Genomic DNA, 23,055 nt, shown 5'->3' on the forward strand with positions numbered 1-23,055 from the left:
TATGATGTCTGTTCTCAAGCCCTTCGTGCCCGTGCTTCTATTGTGCGGTGGTATTGCCTGTCAGGCTACTGCGCAGGCGGCGAACTGGCAGGTTGAAAAGGACCATAGTCAGCTCGGCTTTGCCGGCACCCAGACGGGCTCGGCCTTCAAGGGCGTTTTCACGCGCTACGAACCGACGATCATTCTTGATCCGGCTGCGCCGGAAAAAGCGCATATCGAGCTGACAATCGATCTTGCAAGCGCAAAGACCGGCGACACCCAGCGCGATACGGCCCTACCGGGGAGCGACTGGTTCGATATCGCGCATTTTCCAAAGGCGCATTTCGTTTCGACGAGCGTCCGTCAGATTTCGGGTGACCATTATGAGGCTGTTGGCACGTTGACATTGCGCGATCTCAGCCATCCGGTGACGCTCGATTTCACGCTGCATGTCGATGGCAGCAAAGCCCATGCCCAGGGACAGGCTGCCTTTTCACGCGCCCTGTTTGGTGTGGGGCAGGGGCCATGGGCTTCAGGGCAGTGGGTCGGTCTACCTGTAACGGTCACCTTCGACTTTGTTGCCGATCAGGCACCGTAAGCGGTTTTGCCCCGCGCATTCCGGGGGGTGAAGTGACGGGCGGAATGGATTAGACAGAAAGAACAAACGTCACAGGAGATCCGCCATGTCTTATGCAGCACTCGATGCCGCCCGCGTCGCCAAGGCCGCCAAATCTGCCCTAACTGCTCTGGGTCAGGTCAAGGAACAGTCCGAGACCCATGTGCGCAAGACTGTCATGGTCGAGCGCATCGAGGCCCTCGCCTCAGCAGCAGCAGAAACCTCGCTGCCGGGCGGCGGTCTGGTCACGCTGACATCCGAAGAGTTCTGGCTGATCAGCAAGAATTGGTAAGCACGACCATTGAAAGGCGGGGCATGCCCCGCCTTTCAGCCTATCCCTGATAGGAAGCGATCTCGATCAGGTTCTGGTCGGGGTCGTGAATATAGACCGAGGTGATCGGCCCCAGCGCGCCGATACGGATGACCGGCCCCTCGATCACGGCAACGCCGCATTTCTCGAGATGACGCTGGATATTTTCTGAGTCGATGGCCGTGGTAAAGCACAGATCGCTTACACCGGGGGCAGCGCGCTCGGCTGTGGTCCAGCCCTCGGACTCGACGGGGCGGAGATTGATCTTCTGGCCGCCAAAGCTCAGCGAGACACGGTTGTTGCGGCCATATTCCTCGATTTCCATGCCCAGAACGCGCTGATACCAGTTGGCGGAGAGCGCACGGTCACGAACCGTGAGAACGATATGGTCGAGGCGATCGACGGTAAAACGCATGCGGGCCGAACCTTCGCTGACAGGGGCGCATCAAACAGAAGCGGATCAAGCACTATCAGGGTTGCGCCCTGCCTGACTAGGGTCTGTCGGTTCCTGAAGCGATCTGCGGCGGACGCGATGCGTATCATCGAGGGGAGGGAAGACGTGGTTTGTCCTGTAGTGTTTCGACAGCGCGCCATTTTCTGAGACGGGCCCGGAGCTTCGCATTGAGATGTCAATGGCGTCAGGCCCGTTCGGGGGACGAGCGCATTTTTGAGGCGCTCGTGCAGGACGAGCAACTCGACCCCTCCATCCCGGAATTTTGCCCAGAAGCCCCGCTTCGCCCGAAGGATGGATAAGCAGGTAGCGCCCATCTGGTAATCGGGCTTTCCAGAAGGCACGCACCACGTCGCGCGCTTTTGGCGATGCCAGACAATGGCCGCTCTTGCTCAGCGCAGAGCGCGAGCCGGTGTTCTACCTCCCGGGCGCATCGCATCAAGCAGCGCTTTCTGCGTCCTCTATCCCCAATCAGATACCACACCCTGCATCCCGTTCATCGCAAGGAGTCCCGTCATTCCGCTATATTCTTGAGCGCTAGCGGGCCTTGGCACCTGATGTTCCGTCAGTTGGAAGGAAGCGGGTGAGAAAGGTGGCGATGCCCGGCGCCACGATGATCAGAACCATGAAACGGGCGATCTGCATGGCCATGACGAACGGCACATCGATCGGCGTTGAGGCGGCAATAATGGCAACGGAATCGGCGCCGCCGGGGCTGGTGGCCAGATAGGCACTCAGCAGATCGACATGCGCGATATGCGCCAATGGCCAGGAAAGCAGGGCGCAGCCCGCAATCAGGATGCTGGTAGAAACCGTGACAGCAGGCAGGGCGCGCCAGACATGGTGCAGCACGTCTCTGGTAAAGCGCCGCCCGATCATCCAGCCAATAACCACATAGCTCGGCGCCAGCAGCCAGAGCGGCAGCCTGTAGTGAAAGCCAAGACCGGTCTGCACGATCAGCCCGCCTGCGAGACTCAGCAGCAGCGGGGCTGCGCCAAGTCTGACCAGAGGCGTGATCAGGGCCGTCACAGCCACAATGGCCAGACAGGGCCACCAGGGCAGGTCTGCCCCCAATGTCAGGGCATGGACGGGGCTGCGTGTCGTCACAACGAGATGCGAGATAATGGAAGTGGCCAGTGTGACCAGAAGGACGCGCAGATAGACCATGAAGGCGACGAGGCGCTGATCGGCGCCATAGCTCTCGCATAGCAGCGTCATGGCCGTGGCGGCGCCGGGAGAGGCCCCCCAGAGCGCCACATTGCCCGGCATGACCCGCAAGTGTGCGAGTATCCAGCCGAGCGTGAAGCTGAGAATGATGACTGAAAAAACGCCGCCAAGAAAAATGGCCCACTGCGCTGCGACTTCATGCAGCACTTTGAGCGTCAGGCTATGCGCCATGAGCTGCCCGATCACGGCCTGCGCCAGAGGCGGCAATCGTCGATCGAGTGGTATGTCTGCACCCATCACGGCGATGATGATCGCAGCGATCATGGGGCCGACCAGAAACGCGGCAGGGAAACCTGCAAGAGCAAGGCCCCCGGTCAGAAGCGCGGAGAGCACTCCCAGCCCGGCAAGTGTCCGTGCTCTCGTCTGCGCTCTGGTCGTCATGATCATGCCCTCATGCCGTGAAGCTGATCTCGTCGGTGCGTGTCACACGGCAAAGCCGCGGAAAGACGCGTGTGAACGCCATCTCATGCAGGTCCTTGTCGAGAGAGGTGCAGCCATCTTCGGGAACCACGAGGTCATAGCCGAGTTCCCAAGCATGACGCAGGGTTGATTCGACTCCGAAATTGGTCGCGATGCCTGCAAGGATAATGGTTTTGATGCCGCGGCGGCGCAGCTGCAGATCAAGATCGGTTCCGGTGAAAGCGCCCCATTGATGCTTGAGCACAACCAGATCGCCCTCCTGCTGCAAGCCCGAAGCAAAATCGCTCCAGTCAGCGGGAAGCGGCGCTGCGGAAGACAGAGGGGCATCGACATTCTGGGGCGGCGCATCGGCGAAATCGGCAGCAAAGCCGACATGAACGAGCACCACCTTCACGCCCGCTGCACGGGCGCGCTGCGCCAGAACAGTACCTTTTTCCAGCACGTCTTTGCTGGAATGGGGCGTGACAGGCATACTCAGAATGCCTTTCTGGAGGTCAATCAGAACGAGCGCTGTCGTTTTGGGATCAAGAGCAAGCATGGGAGATCTTTCCGCTTATGAGCACGTCACCCCCTACTTATGAGAGGGAATCCTCGCATAAGTCAAACGCTATTGCGCCGAAAAGACAGCGCGGGCGTGAGCGCGTGGCGCGTATTCTCGACGCGGCTGGAGCCTTGTTCCTCGAAAAGGGGGTCGATGGCGCGACCATGACAGAGATTGCGGCGCGCTCCGGCACGGCAATCGGCTCGCTCTATCGTTTCTTTCCAACCAAGGAGAGCCTGTCTCTCACCCTGCTCGAGCGCTTCATTCATGATCGTCTGGCACGGCTCGACGAGATCTGCGCCGGGGCACGACCGGGTGACTGCGATGCGGTGACGGGACAGTTGCTGGGGGCCTGGCTCGATAAGCGTGACGAGCGTGATTATACGACGCTGCTTCTGGCAGCGCGTCCCGATGCCGAGCAGTCAGGCAAGGCGTGGCGCGACCAGTTTCTGGCACGCGTCGTGGCTGTTCTGAAAAAGACCTGTCCTGAAGCGCAGGACACCGCAGCGGCACGCGGTATCGTGCTGCTTCATGTGCTCAAGCTGGCACCGCAGCTCGTGACAGGTGAGGGGCAGGGGGAGGTCGAGGCGGAGATCCGCAAACTCGTCTTCTCGCTGGTCAGCGCCGCCTGAAACCCTGAACGGACCGACAGCAAAACCTGTCGGTCCGTAGTAGAAAAATCAGTGAGGGCGTTTGCGGAAGGCGTCGAGGCTCACGACCTGACCTTCCTCGCCAGATGCCTGAGAGGAGGATTCTTCGGGCGTTTCGGCCTCGGGCTCTTCCACTTCCGTCGCTATCTCGCTCGGCGCGACCGTAAAGCGCAGCGCCATGCGGATATGCGGATCGGCAAAGGCGGTGATCGCTGCAAACGGAATGACGAGCACGCTGCCGATCCCGCCGAAAGAAAGCCCGACAGAGACGGTCAGGGCTTCACGATCAACCTTCAGGTCCCAGAACTGGTGCTGAAGCACGATCGTCATGTCATGCGGATATTGCGCGCGCAGACGGTCGGGAATGATGACGCCCGGATAATCGGTCAGGAAAGTCAGATAGAAGTGATGCTCGCCCGGCAGGCCTTCGGCGCCAGCGTAATCGAGTGCGCGCAGCATGACCTCGCGATAGGCGTCCTCGACCCACTCATCATAGGGCAGCAGGCTTTCTGGCAAATCGTGATCCATGCCGTCGCCCTGATCGTCGCTCATTCCAACCCATCCATTTTTCGAAAAACGATCCCGCAGGGATGCGATGTTTCATGCCTTATGGCAAGGGCAGAGAAGGGGATGGAGAAAAGTGGGAGGGCTTCTGTTGCCCGGTGCCCTCCCGAACCGCGCTTATCGCTTATGCAGCGACAGCGAGCACCTTTGTGTTATCATTGGCACTTGTGATTTAGCCCGATAACGGCGGTACAATGCCGAGCAAAAGATAAGTCTTTACCACGCACGTCGAGCCTGTTTCGTCCCCTGACTTTCCATAAGGAAAGAATGGTGGAGACGCCGGGCACTGCCCCCGGGTCCGTAACGATTATTCCACTTACCGTTTATCACCATAGCCAAGGGCAAGCCCTCCGGCACCGCTGCATATAGGCGCTCTGGCCTCCGGCGACAAGGGGGCCCCATGCGGGGCTGCAGGCGCAGGAAGTACGCCGGGCAAACTGCGTTGTGACCCCATCGAGCGGTGTCATGACCCGGCATCTTGTGGTAAGCCTCGCCCCATGCCGCTGACACCAGAACAACGCGCCGAGATCGACGCCTCCCGCCTTGCGCCCTCCCAGACGAGCCGGCCGACCGTGCCTGCGCTCGAGGCGCTTCTTTTCACCCCTATCGAGCTGCTCGACCACGGATTCGTCCGCGTTATCGACTATATGGGCGATGACGGGGCCGTGGTTCAGGCCGCCCGCGTTTCCTATGGGCGCGGCACGAAGAAGGTTTCTGAAGATACCGGGCTGATCCGCTATCTCATGCGTCATCGCCATTCGACGCCGTTCGAGATGTGCGAGATCAAGTTCCATGTGAAACTGCCGGTCTTCGTTGCCCGTCAGTGGATTCGCCATCGTATGGCGAGCGTGAACGAATATTCGGCGCGCTATTCGATTCTCGACCGCGAATTCTATCTGCCCGAACCCGGTCAGGTTTCGGCCCAGAGCGTCTCGAACCGTCAGGGACGGGCAGAGGCCCTCTCGCCTGACAAGGCGGCGGAAGTGCTTGATCTGCTGCGTCAGGATGCGTCGCGCTGCTACGAAAACTACGAGACCATGCTCGATCCTGAGGGTCTGGGTCTGGCGCGCGAACTTGCACGCATGAACCTGACGCTCAACACCTACACGCAGTGGTACTGGAAGATCGATCTTCACAACCTGCTGCATTTCCTGAGCCTGCGCGCCGACAGCCATGCCCAGTACGAAATTCGCGTCTATGCCGAGGCGATGCTCGATGTGCTGCGCGCCTGGGTGCCGATCACGGCATCCGCTTTTGAGGATTATCGTCTGGGTGCCTTTACCTTCTCTGCCGGCATGATCGACGTGCTGCGTCGCCAGCTTGCCGGTGAAGTGGTTGCCCAGTCCGATGCCGGGCTGAGCAAGCGCGAATGGGAAGAGATGCAGGCCGTCCTGAAAAAGGGCTGAGCGGGTGAACGATCTTCATCGGATCATGCAGGAGGGGGTTCCTGATCCGGAGCCCCCGAAAAAATTGCCCTCGATCATGCCCTGGGCCCTGGTGGCGCTTTTGCTGGTCCTGGTTTCGCTTGGCATCCGGCTGTTCTGGCCGGTTCCAGTCACGCAGCCTCTGCCACAATGCACCGACCAGGTGCGGACGCAGGATGCCTGTGTCCGCAAGGCACCAGAGCCTGCCGCCCCCGCGCAGTAGGGGCGAGCCCGGGCGAGGGTCTCAGTCCTTGAGACCCATCCAGCCTGGATGACGCTGCTCTATCCAGAGCAGCAGGCGCCCGCTGAGCCGGCGCAGAAACGGCACATCCTCGGCCAGAAGAAAGAAGCCCAGCGGCAGCATCCACACGCCGAGAACGGGCAGAAACGCGAGACATCCCCCGATCATGAACAGGATGCCTGCCGGTATCCTTACCCAGACACGGGAAGGGGCCAGCAGCCAGCGTGTGAGTCGCTGCAGCCGTTCAGGCAGCCTGTCGATCAGCAGATTCAGGCGCCGCTGTCTTTCCTGCTCATCGGAACGCTCCGTTTCGGCGCTATGTGTCACGGGGAAAGATCCTTCTCGGTACTGTCGAAAATGTGAGGCGAGTCTCCAGATGCTCGAGGGAAACTCGCCTGTGCATGGAAGGTTTTGCCTGCAAGCCGGAAAACAATAACCGGTTCATCGCAACAAAAGGCACACGGCACATGATGTATCCGACATTGGACAGCCTCTTCGAGGCAATCAAGACAGGCGCAGTAGGGTTGTCGTTTTCGCTGCCAACCTATGGTGGCGATGAGCCGCTGAACGCACCCGAAATCTGGTCCTGGGATGCCGATCGCTATATGGTCGGCACCTGCGCAGCCGATCTGACACTCGTGCCCCGCGACCAGTGGGCCGGAGATGTCAAACTCGAGGGCTGAGGCGCCGCATCGTTCCTGACCCTGCACAAGAGCCGGTCGGCAGGGATCGGCTTTGAGCAGGGAAGGGTGAGGAATAAGGTGTCAGTCAGCAGGATCGTCTCATCTTCTTCTCTGGCATCCCTGCTTCTCTGTGCCTGCACCCCGGCGCCACCGGCCCATCCGGACGATATCTGCTCCGTCTTTCACGAAAAGCGCGGCTGGTATCACGCAGCCCTGCGGCAGGAGAAAAAATGGAATGTCCCGTTCTCGGTACCCATGGCCATCATGTATCAGGAATCGGGCTTCCACAGTAATCTCCACACCAAGCGGACTTATCTGCTCTGGTTCATCCCCTGGGGCTACGTGACCACCGCCTATGGCTATCCCCAAGCCAAGACGGATATCTGGCAGGATTACCAGAAGGCGACCGATACCAGCGCCAGTCGTGAGAATTTCTCCGACTCGCTCGATTTCATCAACTGGTATGTCACCAACACGAAGAAACAGGCGCGGGTGCCTGTGACCGACGGGATGCGGCAGTATCTTGCCTATCACGAAGGGTGGGGCGGCTATCGCAAGCGCTCCTACGCCAGCAAGGGCTGGCTGATGACGGCAGCAAGGAAGGTAGGTGCGCGTGCCAATGTCTATGCCGCGCAATATTCAAGCTGCGAGAGTGATCTCAAGGACAAGGGCTTCTGGAGCTGGCTGTTCTGACGCTGTCGCGGCGCTTTGGCTTCCGGGTCTGACCTGAGGGGAAGGGGCCTGTTCCTCCCTTCAGGTCAGACCCAACGGGTCATTCTGCCGTGACTGGCAGGCACCCTTCAGGGATCTTGCTGGCCAGAAACGCGGCGAAATCGCGAAAGGCCGGTCCGCGTGGGTCGGAACTGCGCCAGACCAGACCGATCTGTCGGCTGGCGGGTGTCATGGGCCGGGTAACGACCAGTTCGTCCCATTCCGCCCGGTTTCTGAGCGCAAGCTGCGGAATGAGAGAGTAGCCTTCACCGGCGCCGATCATATGCCAGAGCATTTCGAGACTCGTGGCCAGGCGTTGCTGGTCGCGCATTGGCATCATGCCGCAGACAGACAGCGCCTGATCACGCAGGCAATGGCCGTCTTCGAGAAGCAGAAGCCCGTTTTCGTGATCGTGGCTCGCCAGATCTTCCATCGTCAGCGTCTCACGCGCAGCCAGAGGATGCGCTTTTGGAAAGACTGCCATGAAGGGTTCTTCGAACAGCGGTGCCGTCTCGAAGCTCTCCCCCGATATGGGCAGGGCGGCAAAGACGAGGTCGAGCTCGTTCTGTCGCAGCTTGGCCAGCATGAGATGGGTGAGGCTTTCTGTCAGCTGCAGCCGCAATTCGGGATAGGCGCGGCGCAGAAGCGGCAGAAGACTTGGCACGTAATAGGGGCCAAGCGTGGCAATCACCCCCATGCGTAGCAGCCCTTCAAGCGGGCCGGTGCGTGCGCGGGCGGCTTCGATCATGGCGCGGGCCGAGGCAAGAACCTCGCGGCCCATGGCGATCAGCCGGATTCCATCCGGAGTCGGGGCCACATGGCGGCGAGACCGCTCGAACAAGGTGACATCCAGCAGCAATTCGAGCTTGCGTACCTGTTCTGACAATCCAGCCTGACTGACACCGCAGCGTTCGGCCGCACGTGAGAAGTTGCGCAGATCATCAACCGCCACCACATACTCGATATCGCGCAGGGAGAGGCCTGAAAGAGGAATATAGGTCATACCCATAGATAGGACCAATCCTTGCGTCAGAGGAAAAAGGTTTTACCGATAACTGCCATTGACAGAAACGATTTCCGAAGCGTTCGTATGCGTGTGACAGTCTCCCCGTCACCCAATAGAGATGTGCAACCCAGGAGCATATGACATGCCACGCATCAATTCGTCAGTGAAGCCTTTCGAAACCGACGCTTATCACGAAGGCAAGTTCGTCAAGGTGTCCGACGCCGACGTCAAGGGAAAGTGGTCCGTTTTCTTCTTCTACCCGGCTGACTTCACCTTCGTCTGCCCGACCGAACTTGAAGACCTCGCAGAGAACTACGAGACCTTCAAGCAGCTCGGTGTCGAGATCTACTCGGTTTCCACCGACAAGCATTTCACGCATAAGGCTTGGCACGACACGTCGCCGGCTATCGGCAAGATCAAGTACGTCATGCTTGCTGACCCGACCGGCACCATCAGCCGCAACTTCGACGTCATGATCGAAGAAGCAGGCATGGCCGATCGCGGCACGTTCCTGATCGATCCGGAAGGCAAGATCCAGTACATCGAAGTCACCTCCGGTGGCGTTGGTCGCTCGGCAGCCGAACTGATCGAAAAGGTGCGTGCAGCGCAGTATGTCGCGTCGCATCCGGGTGAAGTCTGCCCGGCCAAGTGGAAAGAAGGCGAAGCCACCCTTTCCCCATCGCTCGACCTGATCGGCAAGATCTGAGGTCGTCATGACCCGGCGTATTCTGCCGGGTCATTTCCGGCGCGCCCCGATGGCGCGCCGCGATAATGCAGTTTTTCGGAAAAGAGCAGGATAAGCCTGATGTTGCAGGACGCCATCAAGTCACAGCTCACGACCTATCTGGCCAATCTGGCCCACCCGGTCGTGTTGGAAGCCTCTCTCGACAGCAGCGACAAGGCACGCGAAATGCGCGACCTGCTGGTGGAAGTTGCTGCCCTTTCCGAAAACCTGTCCTTTTCGGAAGACGGCGTCAGCGAACGACGTCCTTCCTTCGTCATTCGCCGGGCAGATCTGCGTCACGGGGTGAGTTTCGCTGCCATTCCGATGGGGCATGAGTTCACCTCTTTCGTTCTGGCCCTGTTGCAGGCTGGGGGGCATCCACCCAAGATCTCCCCCGAGATTGCAACCCAGATCAAAGGGCTGGCAGGCGATTTCCGCTTCGAGATCTTCGTCTCGCTTTCCTGCCAGAACTGCCCTGACGTGGTGCAGGCGCTCAACGCCATGAGCGTGCTCAACCCGGCGATTCAGGTAACGACCATCGACGGTGCTCTTTTCCAGGAAGAAGTCGCTTCTAAGAACATCATGACCGTGCCGCAGATCTATCTGAATAGCGTGGTGTTCGGTTCCGGCCGTATGGATGTCGAGCAGATTCTGGCCAAGCTCGATGATGATGCGCCGCGTCGCGCTGCCGAGCGTCTCAAGGATATGCCTGCGTTCGATGTACTGATCATCGGTAGCGGGCCTGCCGGTGCCTCTGCAGCCGTTTACGCAGCGCGCAAGGGGCTCCGTACGGGTCTGGTGGCCGATCGCTTCGGCGGTCAGGTGATGGACACGGCCGGAATCGAGAACTTCATCTCGATCAAAGAGACTGAGGGGCCGAAGCTCTCGGCACAACTCGAGGCGCATGTCCGCAGCTATGACGTCGAGATTATCTCCGGTCAGCGCGCCAAGGAACTCTTCCCGACTGCCAAGCCCGGTGGGCTCCATGGGGTCGCGCTCGAGAGTGGAGCCATTTTGCACAGCCGGACGGTCATTCTGGCAACAGGGGCTCATTGGCGCCAGCTCGGTGTGCCGGGTGAGGAACAGTATCGTACCAAGGGCGTGGCCTATTGCCCGCATTGCGATGGCCCCTTCTACAAGGGCAAGCGTGTCGCCGTTGCAGGTGGTGGCAATAGCGGTGTCGAGGCAGCGATCGATCTTGCTGGCATTGTCGGCCATGTCACGCTGCTTCAGCGCAGTTCGAAGCTGAAAGCCGACAAGGTGCTTCAGGACAAGCTGCTGAGCCTGTCCAATGTGACCGTGCTGACTGAAGCGCTGACCACACAGATCGAGGGTGATGGCACCAAGGTGAATGGCCTGACCTATCGTGGTGGCGACGGCAAGGACCATCATATCGACCTCGAAGGCGTATTCGTGCAGATCGGTCTGCTGCCCAATACCGAATGGCTGCGCAATATCCTGGCGCTGAATGATTTCGGTGAGATCAGGGTTGATGATCACGGGGCGACATCGGTGCCAGGCGTGTTCGCTGCGGGCGATGCGACAACAACGCCTTACAAGCAGATCGTCATCGCCGTCGGCGATGGCGCCAAATCGGCTCTCTCGGCCTTCGACTACCTGATCCGTCTGCCGGGTAATTGATCGATCCTGCGGGAGAGGGCCGGAACCATTTTCCCTCTCCTGCGCTCTCCCCCTCCCGGAGGGAAGAGCGGTTCATGAGCGACGAGACGACTTCGAGTGCAGAGCAGGAAGCGCGCGATCACGCCAGAGCGGCGCGCCTGATTTATGTCGACCGCACAAAACCCGGCATAACCCGGCATCGTGCGGGGCGCGGCTTCTTCTATCGTGATACGCAGGGTGAGCGGATTACCGATGAGCCAACCCTCAAGCGTCTGAAATCTCTCGCCATCCCGCCTGCTTATGAAAAGGTGTGGATCTGCGCCAATCCGCGTGGTCATCTTCAGGCTGTCGGCAAGGACAAGCGCGGCCGACTGCAATATCGCTATCATCCCCGGTGGCGCCTCGTGCGTGATGAAGACAAGTTTGCACGGATGCTTGTCTTTGGCGAAAAGCTTCCCGAAATCCGCCGTCGTGTGGATGAAGATCTGCGTCATCCCCAACTCAATCGTATGCGCGTGCTGGCTGCTATCGTGCGTCTGATGGAACGCACCATGGCGCGCATCGGGAATGAAAGCTACGCGCGTGACAATCGCAGTTTCGGGCTCACGACGCTGCGTCACCGGCACGTCAAGCTGAAGGTCGCGCAGGTCGCGCTCGATTTCAAGGGCAAGCACGGGATCGAGGCGCATTTCGCTATCAAGGATGCCCGTCTCGTGCGGGTGCTGACGCGATTGCAGGATCTGCCTGGCCAGAAGCTGTTTCAATATCTCGATGATGAGGGCGAACGCCACGATATCCATTCGCATGACGTGAATGCCTATCTGCAGGAAATCACGGGCGAGGATATAACGGCGAAGGATTTCCGGACCTGGGCCGCGACCCATCTCGCTGCGCTTACCCTGTCCAGCCTCGCACAGAGCGACACCAAGGCTCGGGCCAAGAAGAACGTCCTGCGGACGATCGAGCATGTCGCAGCGCAGCTTGGCAACACGCCCTCGGTCTGCCGGAAATGCTACATCCATCCCCAGATCCTGACGGGCTATCTCGATGGCACTCTGCGAGAAGCCTTCGCGCGCAAGGCAGAAACCCTGCTGGACAGCGAAGCCGGTGCCCATGATCTCTCTGCGGATGAAAGCATGATGATGGGCTATCTCACGCGGCTTTTGCGCAAACCCGCCAACGTGACCCACGCCTGAAGGCAACCCTGAACCCGGACAGGCTTTCTCATTCCCGAGATCAAACAGTCAGGGAGCGTATGAGGGATGGACTATCGGGTTCTCGGATCGTCAGGGTTCAGGGTTTCCGCGCTCGGGCTGGGCTGCATGGGTATGAGCCAGTCCTATGGCGCGGCAGATGAGCAGGAGAGTCTTGCAACGCTGGACCGTGCCATCGAGCGTGGTGTTACCTTGTTCGATACGGCCGAGGTCTATGGTCCGTTCACCAACGAGGCGCTGCTGGGTCGTGCCCTGGCCTCAAGGCGCAGTCGGATAAAAATCGCCACCAAGTTCGGTTTCAGGATCAACGATGGGAAGGTGAACGGGGTCGATAGCCGTCCCGCCCATATCCGTGAGGTTGTCGAGGCATCGCTGCAGCGTTTGCGAACCGACAGGATCGATCTGCTCTATCAGCATCGCGTTGATCCTGAGGTGCCCATGGCTGAGGTGGCAGGCACAGTCGGGCGCCTGATCGAGGAAGGCAAGGTGCTGCATTTCGGTCTGTCAGAAGCCGGAGCTGCCGCCATCAAGGAGGCTCATGCCGAGCATCCTGTGACGGCAGTTCAGAGCGAATACTCCCTGTGGGAGCGCAATGTGGAATCTGACATCCTGCCCGTTCTGCGCGAGCTTGGTATCGGTTTCGTGCCGTTCAGCCCGCTGGGGCGCGGTTTTCTGACGGGAACAGCGCAACCTGCTGAATCCTATCCTGCAACGGATTTCCGCCATACCGATCCCCGTTTCATGGGGGCATGCTTCGAGGCCAATATGAAGGCTGCGGCCTGTGTCGGAGACATAGCCGCACGGCATCAGGTCACGCCTGCGCAGATCGCTCTAGCCTGGCTGTTGGCCAAGGGGCCGGATATCGTGCCGATACCGGGCACAAAGCGTACGCGTTATCTCGACGAAAATCTCGGTGCTTTGGACGTCCATCTGAATGACGAGGATATGGCCGAGCTGGACAGGGCGCTGACAGCCGATCAGGTATCGGGGCCGCGCTACAACGAAGGCAATATGGCGCTCGTCAATCGCTGAGGCAGGAACCTCACCTTCCGCATTGCGGAAGGTCAAAAGCTGTCTCAGCTGATGATGATATTCGACGAGTTGAGGTCGGTCACACCCATAAACGTGACCTTCATGTTGTTATCCAGCATGATCGAGGTATTGCCGCCTTGGACTGTGGCTGTGGCGAGCAGGTTCTTAACGGCTGCTTCGGCGTCTTCCGGCTTGTAGTTGTACATGAAAAACTTGTTCCCGCTGGCCGCGGCAAAATCGGTAATCGTGATATCGCCCGCTGTGTGACCTGCAAGAACGCCGAAAGTGTTGGCTGACCCACTGCCGCCTGAGACGGTTACATGAGTAGCGTCGATGTTTCCGTCATATTCTGTACCGAAGACGAAATGATCGCTTCCCTGTCCCCCGATGACGGTCTGATCACCAGCGCCCGTCCATGCTTCCAGCGTTCCCTTCGAAGAAGAGGCATCAATCAACTGGTTACTGCTCGATCCAAGCTGGTTGCCGGTCCACAGGGCCGTGTTTCCGGCGGAGACGGTCGCTGAGAGATCGTTGGCACCCCAGAGCGTACTCTGAGCGGCCGAGATATTGGTGCTGCCCGTGCCCGCGATGAACTGCAGCGAACCCGAGACGCTGATCGTCTGGTTGCTGCCGTGAACTACCGACAGATTGCCCAACGCCGAAACAGTGTCATTCTGCGCGCCGGATAATGTGCCGTTGGCACCAGAGAAGACCACGGTAGAGCCTTGGCCCGATTGTACCGTACTGTTATCGCCAACCGTGATGAGACTGCCGGTCGTGGCATCGTCGCTGATGAAAGCGGTACCGCCCAACGAGACGATCGTGTTGCCGCCTTGAATCGTGATGGAGGCATTGCCTGCTGTGCCCCCCGTAATCGTGTCCCGCCCTTCAGAGACGACGTTATTCGTTCCCTGTTGCAGCAGGATCAGATTGTTACCGGTGCCTGCGTCGATATAATTGGTTCCGTTCGTGGCGAGAATGGTGTCGTTGCCACCGGCCGTGACGATAGTCCAGTTCGCGCTTTGTGTCCCGCCGTTGAAATAGTTGTCGCCAGTCACCGCCAGAAAGCTGCCATCGCCCACGCCAGCTTCAAAGGTCAGGCCCGCAGTAGTGCCGCCGAGCACCGAGAGGACGCCCGTGGCGTTGATGCCCGAACCGTTGACCGTGACACGCTCATTGAGCGAGGCCGTCGAATTCGTAGCGTCGTTGAGTGCCCCCACCCCGATGAAATCATAGGTGCCGGTAGGAGCGTAGCTGCCTCCGGTTGTGACGAAGCCACTATAGAGGCTCCCGTCCGCGTCGAGGGGGGTGGAAACACCGGGTGAGAGGAGGACAGTTGTGAGTTTGTCGCGCGCCAAGGCGTCGACCATCTGCCGCGCATAGACCTCTGCGAGGTCCTGTGCCTTGCCGCCGCCGACAGTTACGTGAATTGCGGTGCCGGAGCTTCCGACAATCGTGACAATGCTCATAATGTTCCACCCTCATTTAGGAAGCCCGGGGGCGCTACGAGCGTATTGTCGTTAAACGAGTGTAGTTGAAACGACTAGTTACGTTATCTTTATAAGATTATCGTTTATAAACGTCCTCAAATCGTCAAAAAACATCAAAACATAATTATACTGGTTAATTTAGAAAATAATTAATGGGTCTTCGCGCTTATGCAGATGCTTTTGCTGACTAATGAGACAAAAAAAGTCCCTGCCACCGGTTGGAGGCAGGGACTTTTCTAAATTATTCAAAATATTTAAGAAAAATTTAGATTACCGGGCGCCGTCGTGGTCGCCATCGCGCATCTGGCCGGTCGGCTCCTGGGTGTGAGCCTCAAGGAACCACAGATGCTTGTCGAGCGCGCGCGATGCTTCGGTGAACAGGTCGGCCGTGTCGGCATCACCGGCTTCATCGGTAATGTCGATCGAGGCGCGCACGTTGTTCGCGACCGTTGCATAGCGATCAATCAGCGCCGAAATGTGGTCGGCAATCTTGTAGATGTCGGTCGGATAGGGCTTGCAGGAAGAGCTCTTTGTCACGTCCTGCGTCGTGCCATAAGCCGTGCCACCGAGCTGGACAGCGCGTTCAGCTACTTCATCGACCAGATTGTCGACGCTGTCGCGGAAGCCATCGAGCATTTCATGAACGCCGATGAACTGCGGGCCCTTGAGGTTCCAGTGAGCCTGCTTGGTGATCAGCGCCAGATCGATCAGATCGGCTAGGCGGGCATTCAGCGTCTCGATCGAGACGGTCTTTGCATTCGACTTGAGAGCATTCTGTGTCGTGTGCATCGCATGTTTCGTTGTCATGGTTTCACCCTTACGATTTTCTATCGGACAGTCGCAGAAAGCGATGATGATTGAACGTGAAAGATATGGGACGGTTGCGCGCTCAGACAAGGAAAGACACATGCGCAACCAGCACGCGCCAGACGCCATTCTGGCGAATCCATGTCTGGCTCTGGCGCCCGGTCTGGCCTGTTCGCAGATTTTTGAAGATGACTGTCACGCAGCCTGATTCTGGCCCCAGAGCGACGATTTCACGCCTCAGCCGCTCGCGCGGCGGGGCTCCGCCACGCCTTTGGCGGCGGAATTCGGCGATCTCGGCAGAGCCGAACAGATTTTCGGTTGCCCCCAGCCGGATGACGTTCGGGTCGTCGCAGAATAATGCGTCGAGTGTTGCAACATCATTCTGTGCCAAAGCCTCTTCGTATTGATCCGAAGCTAGGGTAAGGGCTGAAACTGTCTCGGGGTTGGCGGTAAGGTCCATGGGCGCGCCCTGATTCAAGATTACAATTTTGGAAAGAATTGCTGAGGGTGGCATGAGCGGCTTGAGATCCGGCGATCTGGCTCGGTCGATGCGTGACATACGCGTCATATTTTTTAGTCTTGGGCTTGGTGCCTTTGCAATCGGCACGGCAGAATTTGCTGCGATGAGTCTCGTGCCCATGATCGCCCATACCTTTGGTGTGAGTGATCCCGAGGCGGGTCATGCCATCGTGCTCTATGCCGCTGGCGTGTGTATCGGTGCGCCGGCCATCGCGCTTTTCAGCGCCGGAATCAGCCGTCGCACCATGCTGATCAGCATGATGCTGCTCTATACGCTCGGCAACGGGCTGAGCGCGGTTGCCCCCAATTATCTGCTTTTTCTTGTCTGCCGCTTTATCAGCGGTCTGCCGCATGGTGCCTATTTCGGCATCGCGAGCATTCTGGCTTCCTCCCTCGTGCCGCCGAACAAGCGCTCGCAGGCGGTGGGGCGGGTTATTCTCGGCCTGACGATTGCCACGATCGGTGGTGTGCCACTGGCAAACGGGATCGGGCAGATTGTGGGCTGGCGTTGGGCCTTTGGCCTTATCGCAGCTCTCGCACTCTGCACGGCGCTTCTCATCATCCTGTTCGCCCCCAAGGATGCACCGCGCAAGGATGCCAGCATTCTCAATGAATTTACGGCACTCAAGATCAAGCAGGTCTGGCTTACCCTCGCCATCGGAGCGGTCGGGTTCGGTAGTGTGTTCTGCGTCTATACCTATCTTGCCTCGATCATGATCCATGTGACCCAGGTGCCTGAATCCTATGTGCCGATCATGCTCGCCGTGTTCGGTGTGGGCATGACGATCGGGACACTGGTTTGCGCCTGGCTGGCCGACCACAAGATGATGCCCACCCTTGCCGGTGTGCTTCTGATGGGGGCAGCAGCCATGGCTGGCTTTCCCGAGGCAGCGCATAAATTCATACCGCTGGCTATCAACGTGTTCATGATCGGTGCAAGCGGTGGTCTGGCAACGGTGGTGCAGGCGCGTCTGCTGACAGTTGCGGTCGGTGCCGAAGGCCTGGCGGCAGCCCTTAACCAGAGCGCCTTCAACATCGCCAATGCAGTGGGGCCCTGGCTCGGCGGTCTCGCCATCTCCGCCGGGCTCGGCTGGACGTCTGTCGGCTGGGTTGGACTGGCGCTCTCCCTAGGCGGTTTTGCCATCTATCTCCTGAGCATCGCCGACGAGTTCAAGAACAAGAAAGTTGAGTCATCCCGCGAATAAGGGGAAGGGGGCCTCGGCCCCCTTTTTTATGTGCTGCGCGGATCGACCAAATCGAAAAAGGGCTGCAGGTCGACTGTGAAGAAGCGCGGATAAGCGGGGTCGCGCTCATAGAGCGCCTGTCCTGCCCAGCGCCGCTGCATCACCTGTCCCTCTTCGAAGAAGCGGGCCTCGTGCTCCGGCACGTCGTCGGAGCCACGGGTGAGGCTTTCGTGATGGGCGGCAACGGCTTCGGCGCAATAGATGATGCGATGCCCTGCCGAACGAATTCTGAGGCAGAGATCGACATCGTTATAGGCGATCTTGAGGTGCTCCTCGTCAAAGCATCCGACTTCGTCAAAGACGTCACGACGCACGAGCATGCAGGCCGCCGTAACGGCGGTCACCTCATGGCTTAGCAGAATGCGCCCGATATAGCCGTAATCCTCGGGGCCGCAGCCGCGATGGGCGTGGGCACCGACACCTGCCGGCCCCACGACGACACCGGCATGCTGGATTGTCTGGTTGGGGTAGAGAAGGCGCGCGCCAACAGCGCCGACGCGATCGCCCGCCAGTGCCTCATTCATCATCAGACGCAGCCAGTTAGCCTGCTCGACAAAAACATCGTTATTCAGGAACAGGAGATAGTCCGACGTGCAGGTCTGGGCGGCAATATTGTTCAGGCGTGAATAATTGAAAGCCTCCTCGATTGTCAGGAAGCGTATTTTTTCCTTTGCGCCATATTCCCGCATGAAGTCGCGTGCCTGGGCTGTGACCGACCAGTTATCGACAAGAACGATTTCGAAATTGCTGTAATCCGTGTGGTTCAGCAATGCCTCGACACAACGCCGGGTGAAGTCGATCTGGTCCTTGAAGGGGATGATGATCGAAACAGAGGGCGTATCTGTCAGGCGCCAGTCAACGCGATAGAGCGTCAGCCCGTTGATGGAGGAAACCGCGGCCTCGTATCCCCGGCGCGCAAGGTGGTCGGACACCGCCTTGACCCCGGCCGAGATGGCGTAATTCTTGTTGCCGACCGTCACCGCCGTCGAGTTGGGGGTCATGCGCCAGTGATAAAGCAGCTCTGGCACATGGGCGATTTCGTCATGAGGCAGGATCTCGCAGGCGCGCAGAATGAAATCGTGATCCTGCGCCCCGTCATACTCTGCACGCAGAAGCCCGACGTCGCGCATGGTAGCGGTTTCGATCATGGTCAGATGACAGATGTAGTTGCAGCCCAGCAGATAGCGGTAATTGAAATCCGGCTTGAAATTGGGCGATTGCCAGTTATTGGCCTGATCGACCTTGTCTTCATCTGAATAGAGCAGACGCGCGCCGGTTTCCTGCACTTTGCGCATCATGGTTTCGAGGGCGACATCGACCAGCATATCGTCATGGTCGAAGAAGACCGTATACTGCCCTGTTACGGCTTTCATACCTTCGTTGGTCGCGCCTGAGATGCCAAGGTTCTTGCTGAGGGGCAGAATGCGGATGCGGCTGTCCTTTGCCGCAAAATCCTCCATCAGTGCGGTGGTCTGCGGGCAGACCATGCCGTCATCGATCAGGATCAGTTCCCAGTTGCGCCAGGTCTGGCTGATAACCGAGTTGATGGCCGTCACATAATCGGCCCGGAGGGGTTTGTAAGTCGGGCAGAGAATGCTGATCAAAGGCTCTTCTGTAATCGGCGCCTTGATGCGCAGCATTGCAGTGCGTTCGCGTAGCGCAGTGTAGTAAAGTGATGCCCAGCGGTCATAATTGCCCAGATTATAGCCCGCCTGCGGAATGGCGCTGCGTATTTCCGTGCGAAGTTTGGTCAGTTCGCGATGAAGCTTGTCGATAGTGTCGGCAATATCGAGCAGGCGGGCTTCGAGCGCATCGTCAGCGATGGAACTGGTGAAGGGGCTTCCCATGAGTTCATCGCCCTCGGGAAGTACCTTGACCGAAAAGCTGCGTGGGGAAGACCCGCGAAAACGTTGCGGAATCGGGATGTCGAATCCACAATTAGGCGCGCACCCAACGGCAGCGGCTACGTCTCCGCGGTAACGGTCGGCTCTGACCTGTGCCACCAGAACGCCATTGGCCGAGACCGATACCACGCAATCCCCACGCCACTCGTCTTCCCCCGGCATTTTCTGCAGGATCCAGCCTTTGAGCGCGCCCTGTTTGATGCCATCGACGCAGCTCGTGTATTCAGGTCGTGATTCTATAGTAAAAACATGAAATAATGTTTTGCCTTCTGGTACAGCCTGGTCTGTAATTGGTAAAATTGTCCGATCTGGAAGGCGTATGGAAATATTATGTTCTTTCCCATCCATGAATTTTGGTGGAATGGAGAAGGTGAATCCCAGTCTGTCATGCGGCGCCTTCAGCGCCGTCTGCACATCGCTGCGCGATTGATCTGCCAGGATCTGGGCAATTTCCTGCCCGTCGATCAGAATATGCAGGCGTGTGGGGGTTGTCGGATCCAGCCTGTTGACGGCCCATCCGATCAGGGTGTCCTTATGGACACCATCGCAATAACCGATGAACGGACTGTTGGCTGGGGCAGCATGCATATTCTGTCTTTCGTGCCGATCGGATCGATAGCTGTTTTGCGTCGTTGCTTCCAGAGATGCCGCAGTTCCATCCTTATGGCTAGATAAATGCCCCGATTTCGACCCGATAGGGCTGTTTCATGAGACCCGAGCCCAGAGCAGGTGAGCCCAGAATACGTGTCGTGATGATGCAGCGTGATGAAGGAATCATGCTCATGGCATGGCTTTCCTATTACGGTCAGATCTTTGGGTTTGAGAATCTGACGATCTTCGACAACGGTTCACGCGATCCCTTCACGCTCCATCTGCTTGACCACGCCGCGCGATGTGGTGCGACCGTCAGGTACGATCGAGACGATCCGGCCGATTTTCATGGCAAGGGTCTTCATCTGGCGGAGCAGATCCGGCTCTGGGATGAAGGCGATCATTACGACTTCGCCTTGCCTGTCGACTGCGATGAGTTCCTCGTCGTCTTCGGAAATTCCGGAATATCGACGAGCAGGGAGAGCATAATGCGCGAATTCAGTGCGCATATCGGTGAAAGACGGACGCTCCGTATCGGAAGCTCCCTTTTCAATATTCCTTCAAGTCCCGGCTGGTTCGCTCTTGATATCGAGTTTTTCAAGGGCTTCCTTTCCGCCCGCAGCATCGGGGTGATGGATAACGGGCAGCATAATCCATCTTCGCGCCTGGCATCCGGCTACGCGATGACACGCTTTTCCTATCTGCACTGGCATAACCACGATTATGAGGAAATGCAGCGCCGGACCCGGGTGAAACTATCCAATTCCCTGCTCGATCCTGGCGATCGCACCATGCTGACGCGCTATGCGGCCACCCCCAATCTCCCGGGGCGTCATCTCGTCGATATACTGCTTGAGGACGAGGCGCATTACCTGTCACGCTATAATGGTATGCTCCATCTTTACCTGCCATGGGCGAAATCTGCGTCAGCCTTGCCTGTGCATCTCGCTAATGCGCCGGTTCTGATGCGCGACAGTCGGATGGTTCAGCCCTGGTCCAGCAGCGCCTATGAGGCGCGGCATGAGGATGTGAAAGGCTGGGCTCTTGGCCCATTGATGCATTTCCTCCTTCACGGCTGGGCAGAAGGGCGGCAGTTTTGAGCATGTCATGAAATATTCATGGCGCCCGATTGGCGAGGCTTGTTGTCTCAGCGTGACGGGGAAGCTACACGACAGACTGGCACATGGTGCCTTGTTGACCTGTTTACTTCTTGTCTGAGCCAGGACGTACCGACCGAATGACTAGCGCCGCCGCTCCGCGGACCCAGCCTGCACCGATACAGGAAGCCCGGAAAATCCCGTTCTGGAAGGGCGATCGCCTCTTTCGGCTGCTTGTCGCTGCCTGCGCCCTGCTTGTTCTGGTGTCGCTCGGCGGGCTCGTTCTCACGATGGCATTCGGTGGCAGCAAGGCGTTCAGCACCTTCGGTCCATCCTTTGTCATTCGCAATGTCTGGAACCCGGTTACCAACGAATACGGGGCACTGGCTCCGGTTTTCGGCACGATCGGCTCCACGCTGATCGCGGTTCTGATCGGTGTGCCTCTGGCCTTCGGAGCGGCCTTCTGGCTGACCAATATTGCGCCCCCGATGGTGGCTGGTGTTGTCGGCACAGCCGTGCAGCTTCTTGCCGCTGTACCGTCGATCATTTTCGGCATGTGGGGCTTCTTTATCGTCGTGCCTTTCATGGCGCAGCATGTGCAGCCCTTCTTTCGTCACCATTTTGGCCATGTGCCCGGTATCCGCTGGCTCGTGCATGGCGCACCGTTTGGCTATGGCCTGCTGACGGGCGGCATCGTTCTGGCGGTCATGATCACGCCTTTCGTCACGGCCGTCATGCGTGACGTGTTTGCTGTCATGCCCCCCATGCTCAAGGAGAGCGCCTATGGGCTGGGTGCCACGCGCTGGGAAGTCATGCGACGGGTCATCGTTCCCTGGTCACGCGCTGGCATGATCGGTGGTGTGGTGCTGGGTATGGGCCGCGCCCTTGGCGAGACGATGGCCGTCACCTTCGTGATCGGCAACGCCAATACGATCGGCTGGTCGCTCTTTGCCCCGCGCAACACGGTGGCTTCGCTGGTTGCGCTAGAATTTCCCGAAAGTGCCGCAGGCAGTCTCAAACTCTCCTCGCTGCTCGCACTCGGCTTCATTCTGATGCTGCTTTCCTTCACGACCCTTGCGATTGCGCGCTGGCTGCTGCGGGAGAAAAAGGCATGAGCAAGACCATGGGAGAGGGCTGGCGCAAGGACCCGCGCGCCACACAGCGCCTCGTGATGGACCGCCTTGCAACTGGCATGAGCTTCGCCGCGACGGGCATTCTCGTGCTTGCCCTGGCATCCATCCTCTGGACATTGCTCTGGAACGGCCTTGCCGGTCTTTCCATCGCAGCGCTGATCCATCCGATGGGGCCGCCGGGCAGCAACGGCGGTCTGGCCAATGCTATTCTCGGCAGCTTCATACAGACGGCGGTGGCGCTCATTCTGGCAACGCCGATCGGCCTTGGCTGCGGCATCTATCTTTCCGAATTCGGCAGTGGCTCGAAATTTGCGACAGCGGTTCGATTTGTGTCCGACGTGCTTCTTTCGGCGCCGTCCATCCTGATCGGTCTGTTCGTCTATCTCGTTCTCGTGGCGCCCTTCGGCCATTTCTCCGGCATTGCCGGATCGGTGGCGCTTGCCATTCTGGCTGTGCCCATCATCGTGCGCACGACCGAAGACATGCTGCGCCTTGTGCCGGTGGCCATGCGCGAGGCTGGCTCGGCGCTTGGGGCCGCGCATTGGCGCGTGGTGCTGTTCCTTTGCCTGCGCTCGGCCCTGCCGGGTGTGCTGACGGGCATCCTGCTGGCGCTGGCACGTGTCAGCGGCGAGACGGCGCCGCTCCTGTTTACCTCGCTGGGCAATCAGAACTGGTCTTTCAGCCTCAACAAACCCATGGCGAGCCTTCCGATTGCCATCTATCAATATGCTGGTGCGTCCTATGACGACTGGGTTCGCCTTGCCTGGACCGGCGCCTTGCTGGTCACACTTGGCGTTCTGAGCATCAATATCATCGTGCGGTTCGGCTTCCGCAGCAAACAGTCATAAGCAAGAGGA

General features: G+C 58.8%; 25 protein-coding genes and 1 other RNA gene. 15 read left to right on the forward strand and 11 right to left on the reverse strand.

The genetic code is table 11. The features are described from left to right. The first annotated feature begins 1 nt into the window (after position 1). Entirely contained in the window at positions 2–577 is a 576-nt protein-coding gene (locus tag AA105894_RS14330; protein ID WP_267312356.1) for a YceI family protein, read from the forward strand. Between the two features lie 85 nt (positions 578–662). Further along, entirely contained in the window at positions 663–887 is a 225-nt protein-coding gene (locus AA105894_RS14335; RefSeq protein ID WP_188426129.1) for a hypothetical protein, read from the forward strand. Between the two features lie 40 nt (positions 888–927). Here the strand turns inward: AA105894_RS14335 and AA105894_RS14340 are convergent, their stop codons facing one another. From AA105894_RS14340 to AA105894_RS14350, 3 genes are all read right to left on the reverse strand, one after another. After that, positions 928–1,320 (reverse strand): VOC family protein, encoded by a 393-nt coding sequence (locus AA105894_RS14340; RefSeq protein WP_188426128.1) that lies wholly within the window; start codon positions 1,318–1,320, stop codon positions 928–930. 573 nt (positions 1,321–1,893) lie between these two features. Next, entirely contained in the window at positions 1,894–2,964 is a 1,071-nt protein-coding gene (locus tag AA105894_RS14345) for an AbrB family transcriptional regulator (RefSeq protein ID WP_267312357.1), read from the reverse strand. Positions 2,965–2,974: 10 nt separating this feature from the next. Beyond that, positions 2,975–3,541: a hydrolase gene (locus AA105894_RS14350; RefSeq protein WP_267312358.1), complete on the reverse strand. Its 567-nt coding sequence runs from the start codon at positions 3,539–3,541 to the stop codon at positions 2,975–2,977. A gap of 17 nt (positions 3,542–3,558) precedes the next feature. Here AA105894_RS14350 and AA105894_RS14355 point away from each other — a divergent pair, with 17 nt between their 5' ends. Then, complete coding sequence (locus tag AA105894_RS14355; protein WP_267312359.1) at positions 3,559–4,176, forward strand: TetR/AcrR family transcriptional regulator; 618 nt, start codon at positions 3,559–3,561, stop codon at positions 4,174–4,176. A gap of 48 nt (positions 4,177–4,224) precedes the next feature. Here the strand turns inward: AA105894_RS14355 and AA105894_RS14360 are convergent, their stop codons facing one another. Next, positions 4,225–4,746, reverse strand: a complete 522-nt coding sequence (locus tag AA105894_RS14360; RefSeq protein WP_188426124.1) for an SspB family protein — start codon at positions 4,744–4,746, stop codon at positions 4,225–4,227. Between the two features lie 87 nt (positions 4,747–4,833). Further along, positions 4,834–5,153, reverse strand: a transfer-messenger RNA (tmRNA) gene (gene ssrA, locus AA105894_RS14365). 102 nt (positions 5,154–5,255) lie between these two features. On the opposite strand from ssrA, the gene thyX reads away from it, so the two are divergent. Next, on the forward strand, positions 5,256–6,164 hold the full coding sequence (gene thyX / locus AA105894_RS14370) for an FAD-dependent thymidylate synthase (protein ID WP_267312360.1): 909 nt from the start codon (positions 5,256–5,258) through the stop codon (positions 6,162–6,164). Between the two features lie 4 nt (positions 6,165–6,168). Further along, complete coding sequence (locus tag AA105894_RS14375; RefSeq protein WP_267312361.1) at positions 6,169–6,405, forward strand: hypothetical protein; 237 nt, start codon at positions 6,169–6,171, stop codon at positions 6,403–6,405. A 21-nt stretch (positions 6,406–6,426) separates the two neighbouring features. Here AA105894_RS14375 and AA105894_RS14380 read toward each other — a convergent pair whose 3' ends face one another. Next, positions 6,427–6,750, reverse strand: coding sequence for a hypothetical protein (locus AA105894_RS14380; RefSeq protein WP_267312362.1), 324 nt, complete (start codon positions 6,748–6,750; stop codon positions 6,427–6,429). Positions 6,751–6,824: 74 nt separating this feature from the next. On the opposite strand from AA105894_RS14380, the gene AA105894_RS14385 reads away from it, so the two are divergent. Then, the gene (locus tag AA105894_RS14385; protein WP_267312363.1) at positions 6,825–7,106 is read left to right on the forward strand and encodes a hypothetical protein; all 282 of its coding nucleotides are present in this window, start codon (positions 6,825–6,827) and stop codon (positions 7,104–7,106) included. A gap of 78 nt (positions 7,107–7,184) precedes the next feature. After that, on the forward strand, positions 7,185–7,799 hold the full coding sequence (locus AA105894_RS14390; RefSeq protein WP_229719743.1) for a transglycosylase SLT domain-containing protein: 615 nt from the start codon (positions 7,185–7,187) through the stop codon (positions 7,797–7,799). Between the two features lie 79 nt (positions 7,800–7,878). Here the strand turns inward: AA105894_RS14390 and AA105894_RS14395 are convergent, their stop codons facing one another. Then, complete coding sequence (locus AA105894_RS14395) at positions 7,879–8,820, reverse strand: hydrogen peroxide-inducible genes activator (RefSeq protein ID WP_188426287.1); 942 nt, start codon at positions 8,818–8,820, stop codon at positions 7,879–7,881. A 145-nt stretch (positions 8,821–8,965) separates the two neighbouring features. Here AA105894_RS14395 and ahpC point away from each other — a divergent pair, with 145 nt between their 5' ends. The 4 genes from ahpC to AA105894_RS14415 all read left to right on the forward strand — a co-directional run bounded on the left by ahpC (position 8,966) and on the right by AA105894_RS14415 (position 13,413). Further along, on the forward strand, positions 8,966–9,529 hold the full coding sequence (gene ahpC / locus AA105894_RS14400; protein ID WP_188426119.1) for an alkyl hydroperoxide reductase subunit C: 564 nt from the start codon (positions 8,966–8,968) through the stop codon (positions 9,527–9,529). Between the two features lie 99 nt (positions 9,530–9,628). Continuing rightward, on the forward strand, positions 9,629–11,188 hold the full coding sequence (gene ahpF, locus AA105894_RS14405; RefSeq protein WP_267312364.1) for an alkyl hydroperoxide reductase subunit F: 1,560 nt from the start codon (positions 9,629–9,631) through the stop codon (positions 11,186–11,188). 74 nt (positions 11,189–11,262) lie between these two features. Next, a complete protein-coding gene (locus AA105894_RS14410; RefSeq protein WP_267312365.1) occupies positions 11,263–12,363 on the forward strand; it encodes a DNA topoisomerase IB in 1,101 nt (366 codons plus the stop codon). A gap of 66 nt (positions 12,364–12,429) precedes the next feature. Further along, the gene (locus tag AA105894_RS14415; RefSeq protein ID WP_267312366.1) at positions 12,430–13,413 is read left to right on the forward strand and encodes an aldo/keto reductase; all 984 of its coding nucleotides are present in this window, start codon (positions 12,430–12,432) and stop codon (positions 13,411–13,413) included. A gap of 44 nt (positions 13,414–13,457) precedes the next feature. On the opposite strand, the gene AA105894_RS14420 is transcribed toward AA105894_RS14415, so the two are convergent. From AA105894_RS14420 to AA105894_RS14430, 3 genes are all read right to left on the reverse strand, one after another. Further along, on the reverse strand, positions 13,458–14,882 hold the full coding sequence (locus tag AA105894_RS14420; RefSeq protein WP_267312367.1) for a beta strand repeat-containing protein: 1,425 nt from the start codon (positions 14,880–14,882) through the stop codon (positions 13,458–13,460). A gap of 291 nt (positions 14,883–15,173) precedes the next feature. After that, positions 15,174–15,710 (reverse strand): DNA starvation/stationary phase protection protein Dps, encoded by a 537-nt coding sequence (dps, locus tag AA105894_RS14425; RefSeq protein ID WP_188426114.1) that lies wholly within the window; start codon positions 15,708–15,710, stop codon positions 15,174–15,176. Positions 15,711–15,792: 82 nt separating this feature from the next. After that, on the reverse strand, positions 15,793–16,170 hold the full coding sequence (locus tag AA105894_RS14430) for a nuclear transport factor 2 family protein (RefSeq protein ID WP_267312368.1): 378 nt from the start codon (positions 16,168–16,170) through the stop codon (positions 15,793–15,795). A 52-nt stretch (positions 16,171–16,222) separates the two neighbouring features. Here AA105894_RS14430 and AA105894_RS14435 point away from each other — a divergent pair, with 52 nt between their 5' ends. Then, on the forward strand, positions 16,223–17,434 hold the full coding sequence (locus AA105894_RS14435; protein WP_267312369.1) for an MFS transporter: 1,212 nt from the start codon (positions 16,223–16,225) through the stop codon (positions 17,432–17,434). A 26-nt stretch (positions 17,435–17,460) separates the two neighbouring features. Here the strand turns inward: AA105894_RS14435 and AA105894_RS14440 are convergent, their stop codons facing one another. Beyond that, complete coding sequence (locus AA105894_RS14440; RefSeq protein ID WP_267312370.1) at positions 17,461–19,965, reverse strand: glycosyltransferase family 2 protein; 2,505 nt, start codon at positions 19,963–19,965, stop codon at positions 17,461–17,463. Between the two features lie 194 nt (positions 19,966–20,159). Between AA105894_RS14440 and AA105894_RS14445 the strand changes: the two genes are divergently transcribed. The 3 genes from AA105894_RS14445 to pstA all read left to right on the forward strand — a co-directional run bounded on the left by AA105894_RS14445 (position 20,160) and on the right by pstA (position 23,046). Beyond that, positions 20,160–21,068: a glycosyltransferase family 2 protein gene (locus AA105894_RS14445; RefSeq protein WP_267312371.1), complete on the forward strand. Its 909-nt coding sequence runs from the start codon at positions 20,160–20,162 to the stop codon at positions 21,066–21,068. A 137-nt stretch (positions 21,069–21,205) separates the two neighbouring features. After that, entirely contained in the window at positions 21,206–22,180 is a 975-nt protein-coding gene (gene pstC, locus AA105894_RS14450; protein ID WP_188426109.1) for a phosphate ABC transporter permease subunit PstC, read from the forward strand. After that, a complete protein-coding gene (pstA, locus tag AA105894_RS14455) occupies positions 22,177–23,046 on the forward strand; it encodes a phosphate ABC transporter permease PstA (RefSeq protein WP_373316786.1) in 870 nt (289 codons plus the stop codon). Before pstC ends, pstA begins: the two co-directional genes overlap by 4 nt. Positions 23,047–23,055 lie beyond the last annotated feature (9 nt).

It is taken from the genome of Asaia spathodeae NBRC 105894, assembly GCF_025994195.1.
In the GTDB taxonomy this organism is placed as follows: domain Bacteria; phylum Pseudomonadota; class Alphaproteobacteria; order Acetobacterales; family Acetobacteraceae; genus Asaia; species Asaia siamensis.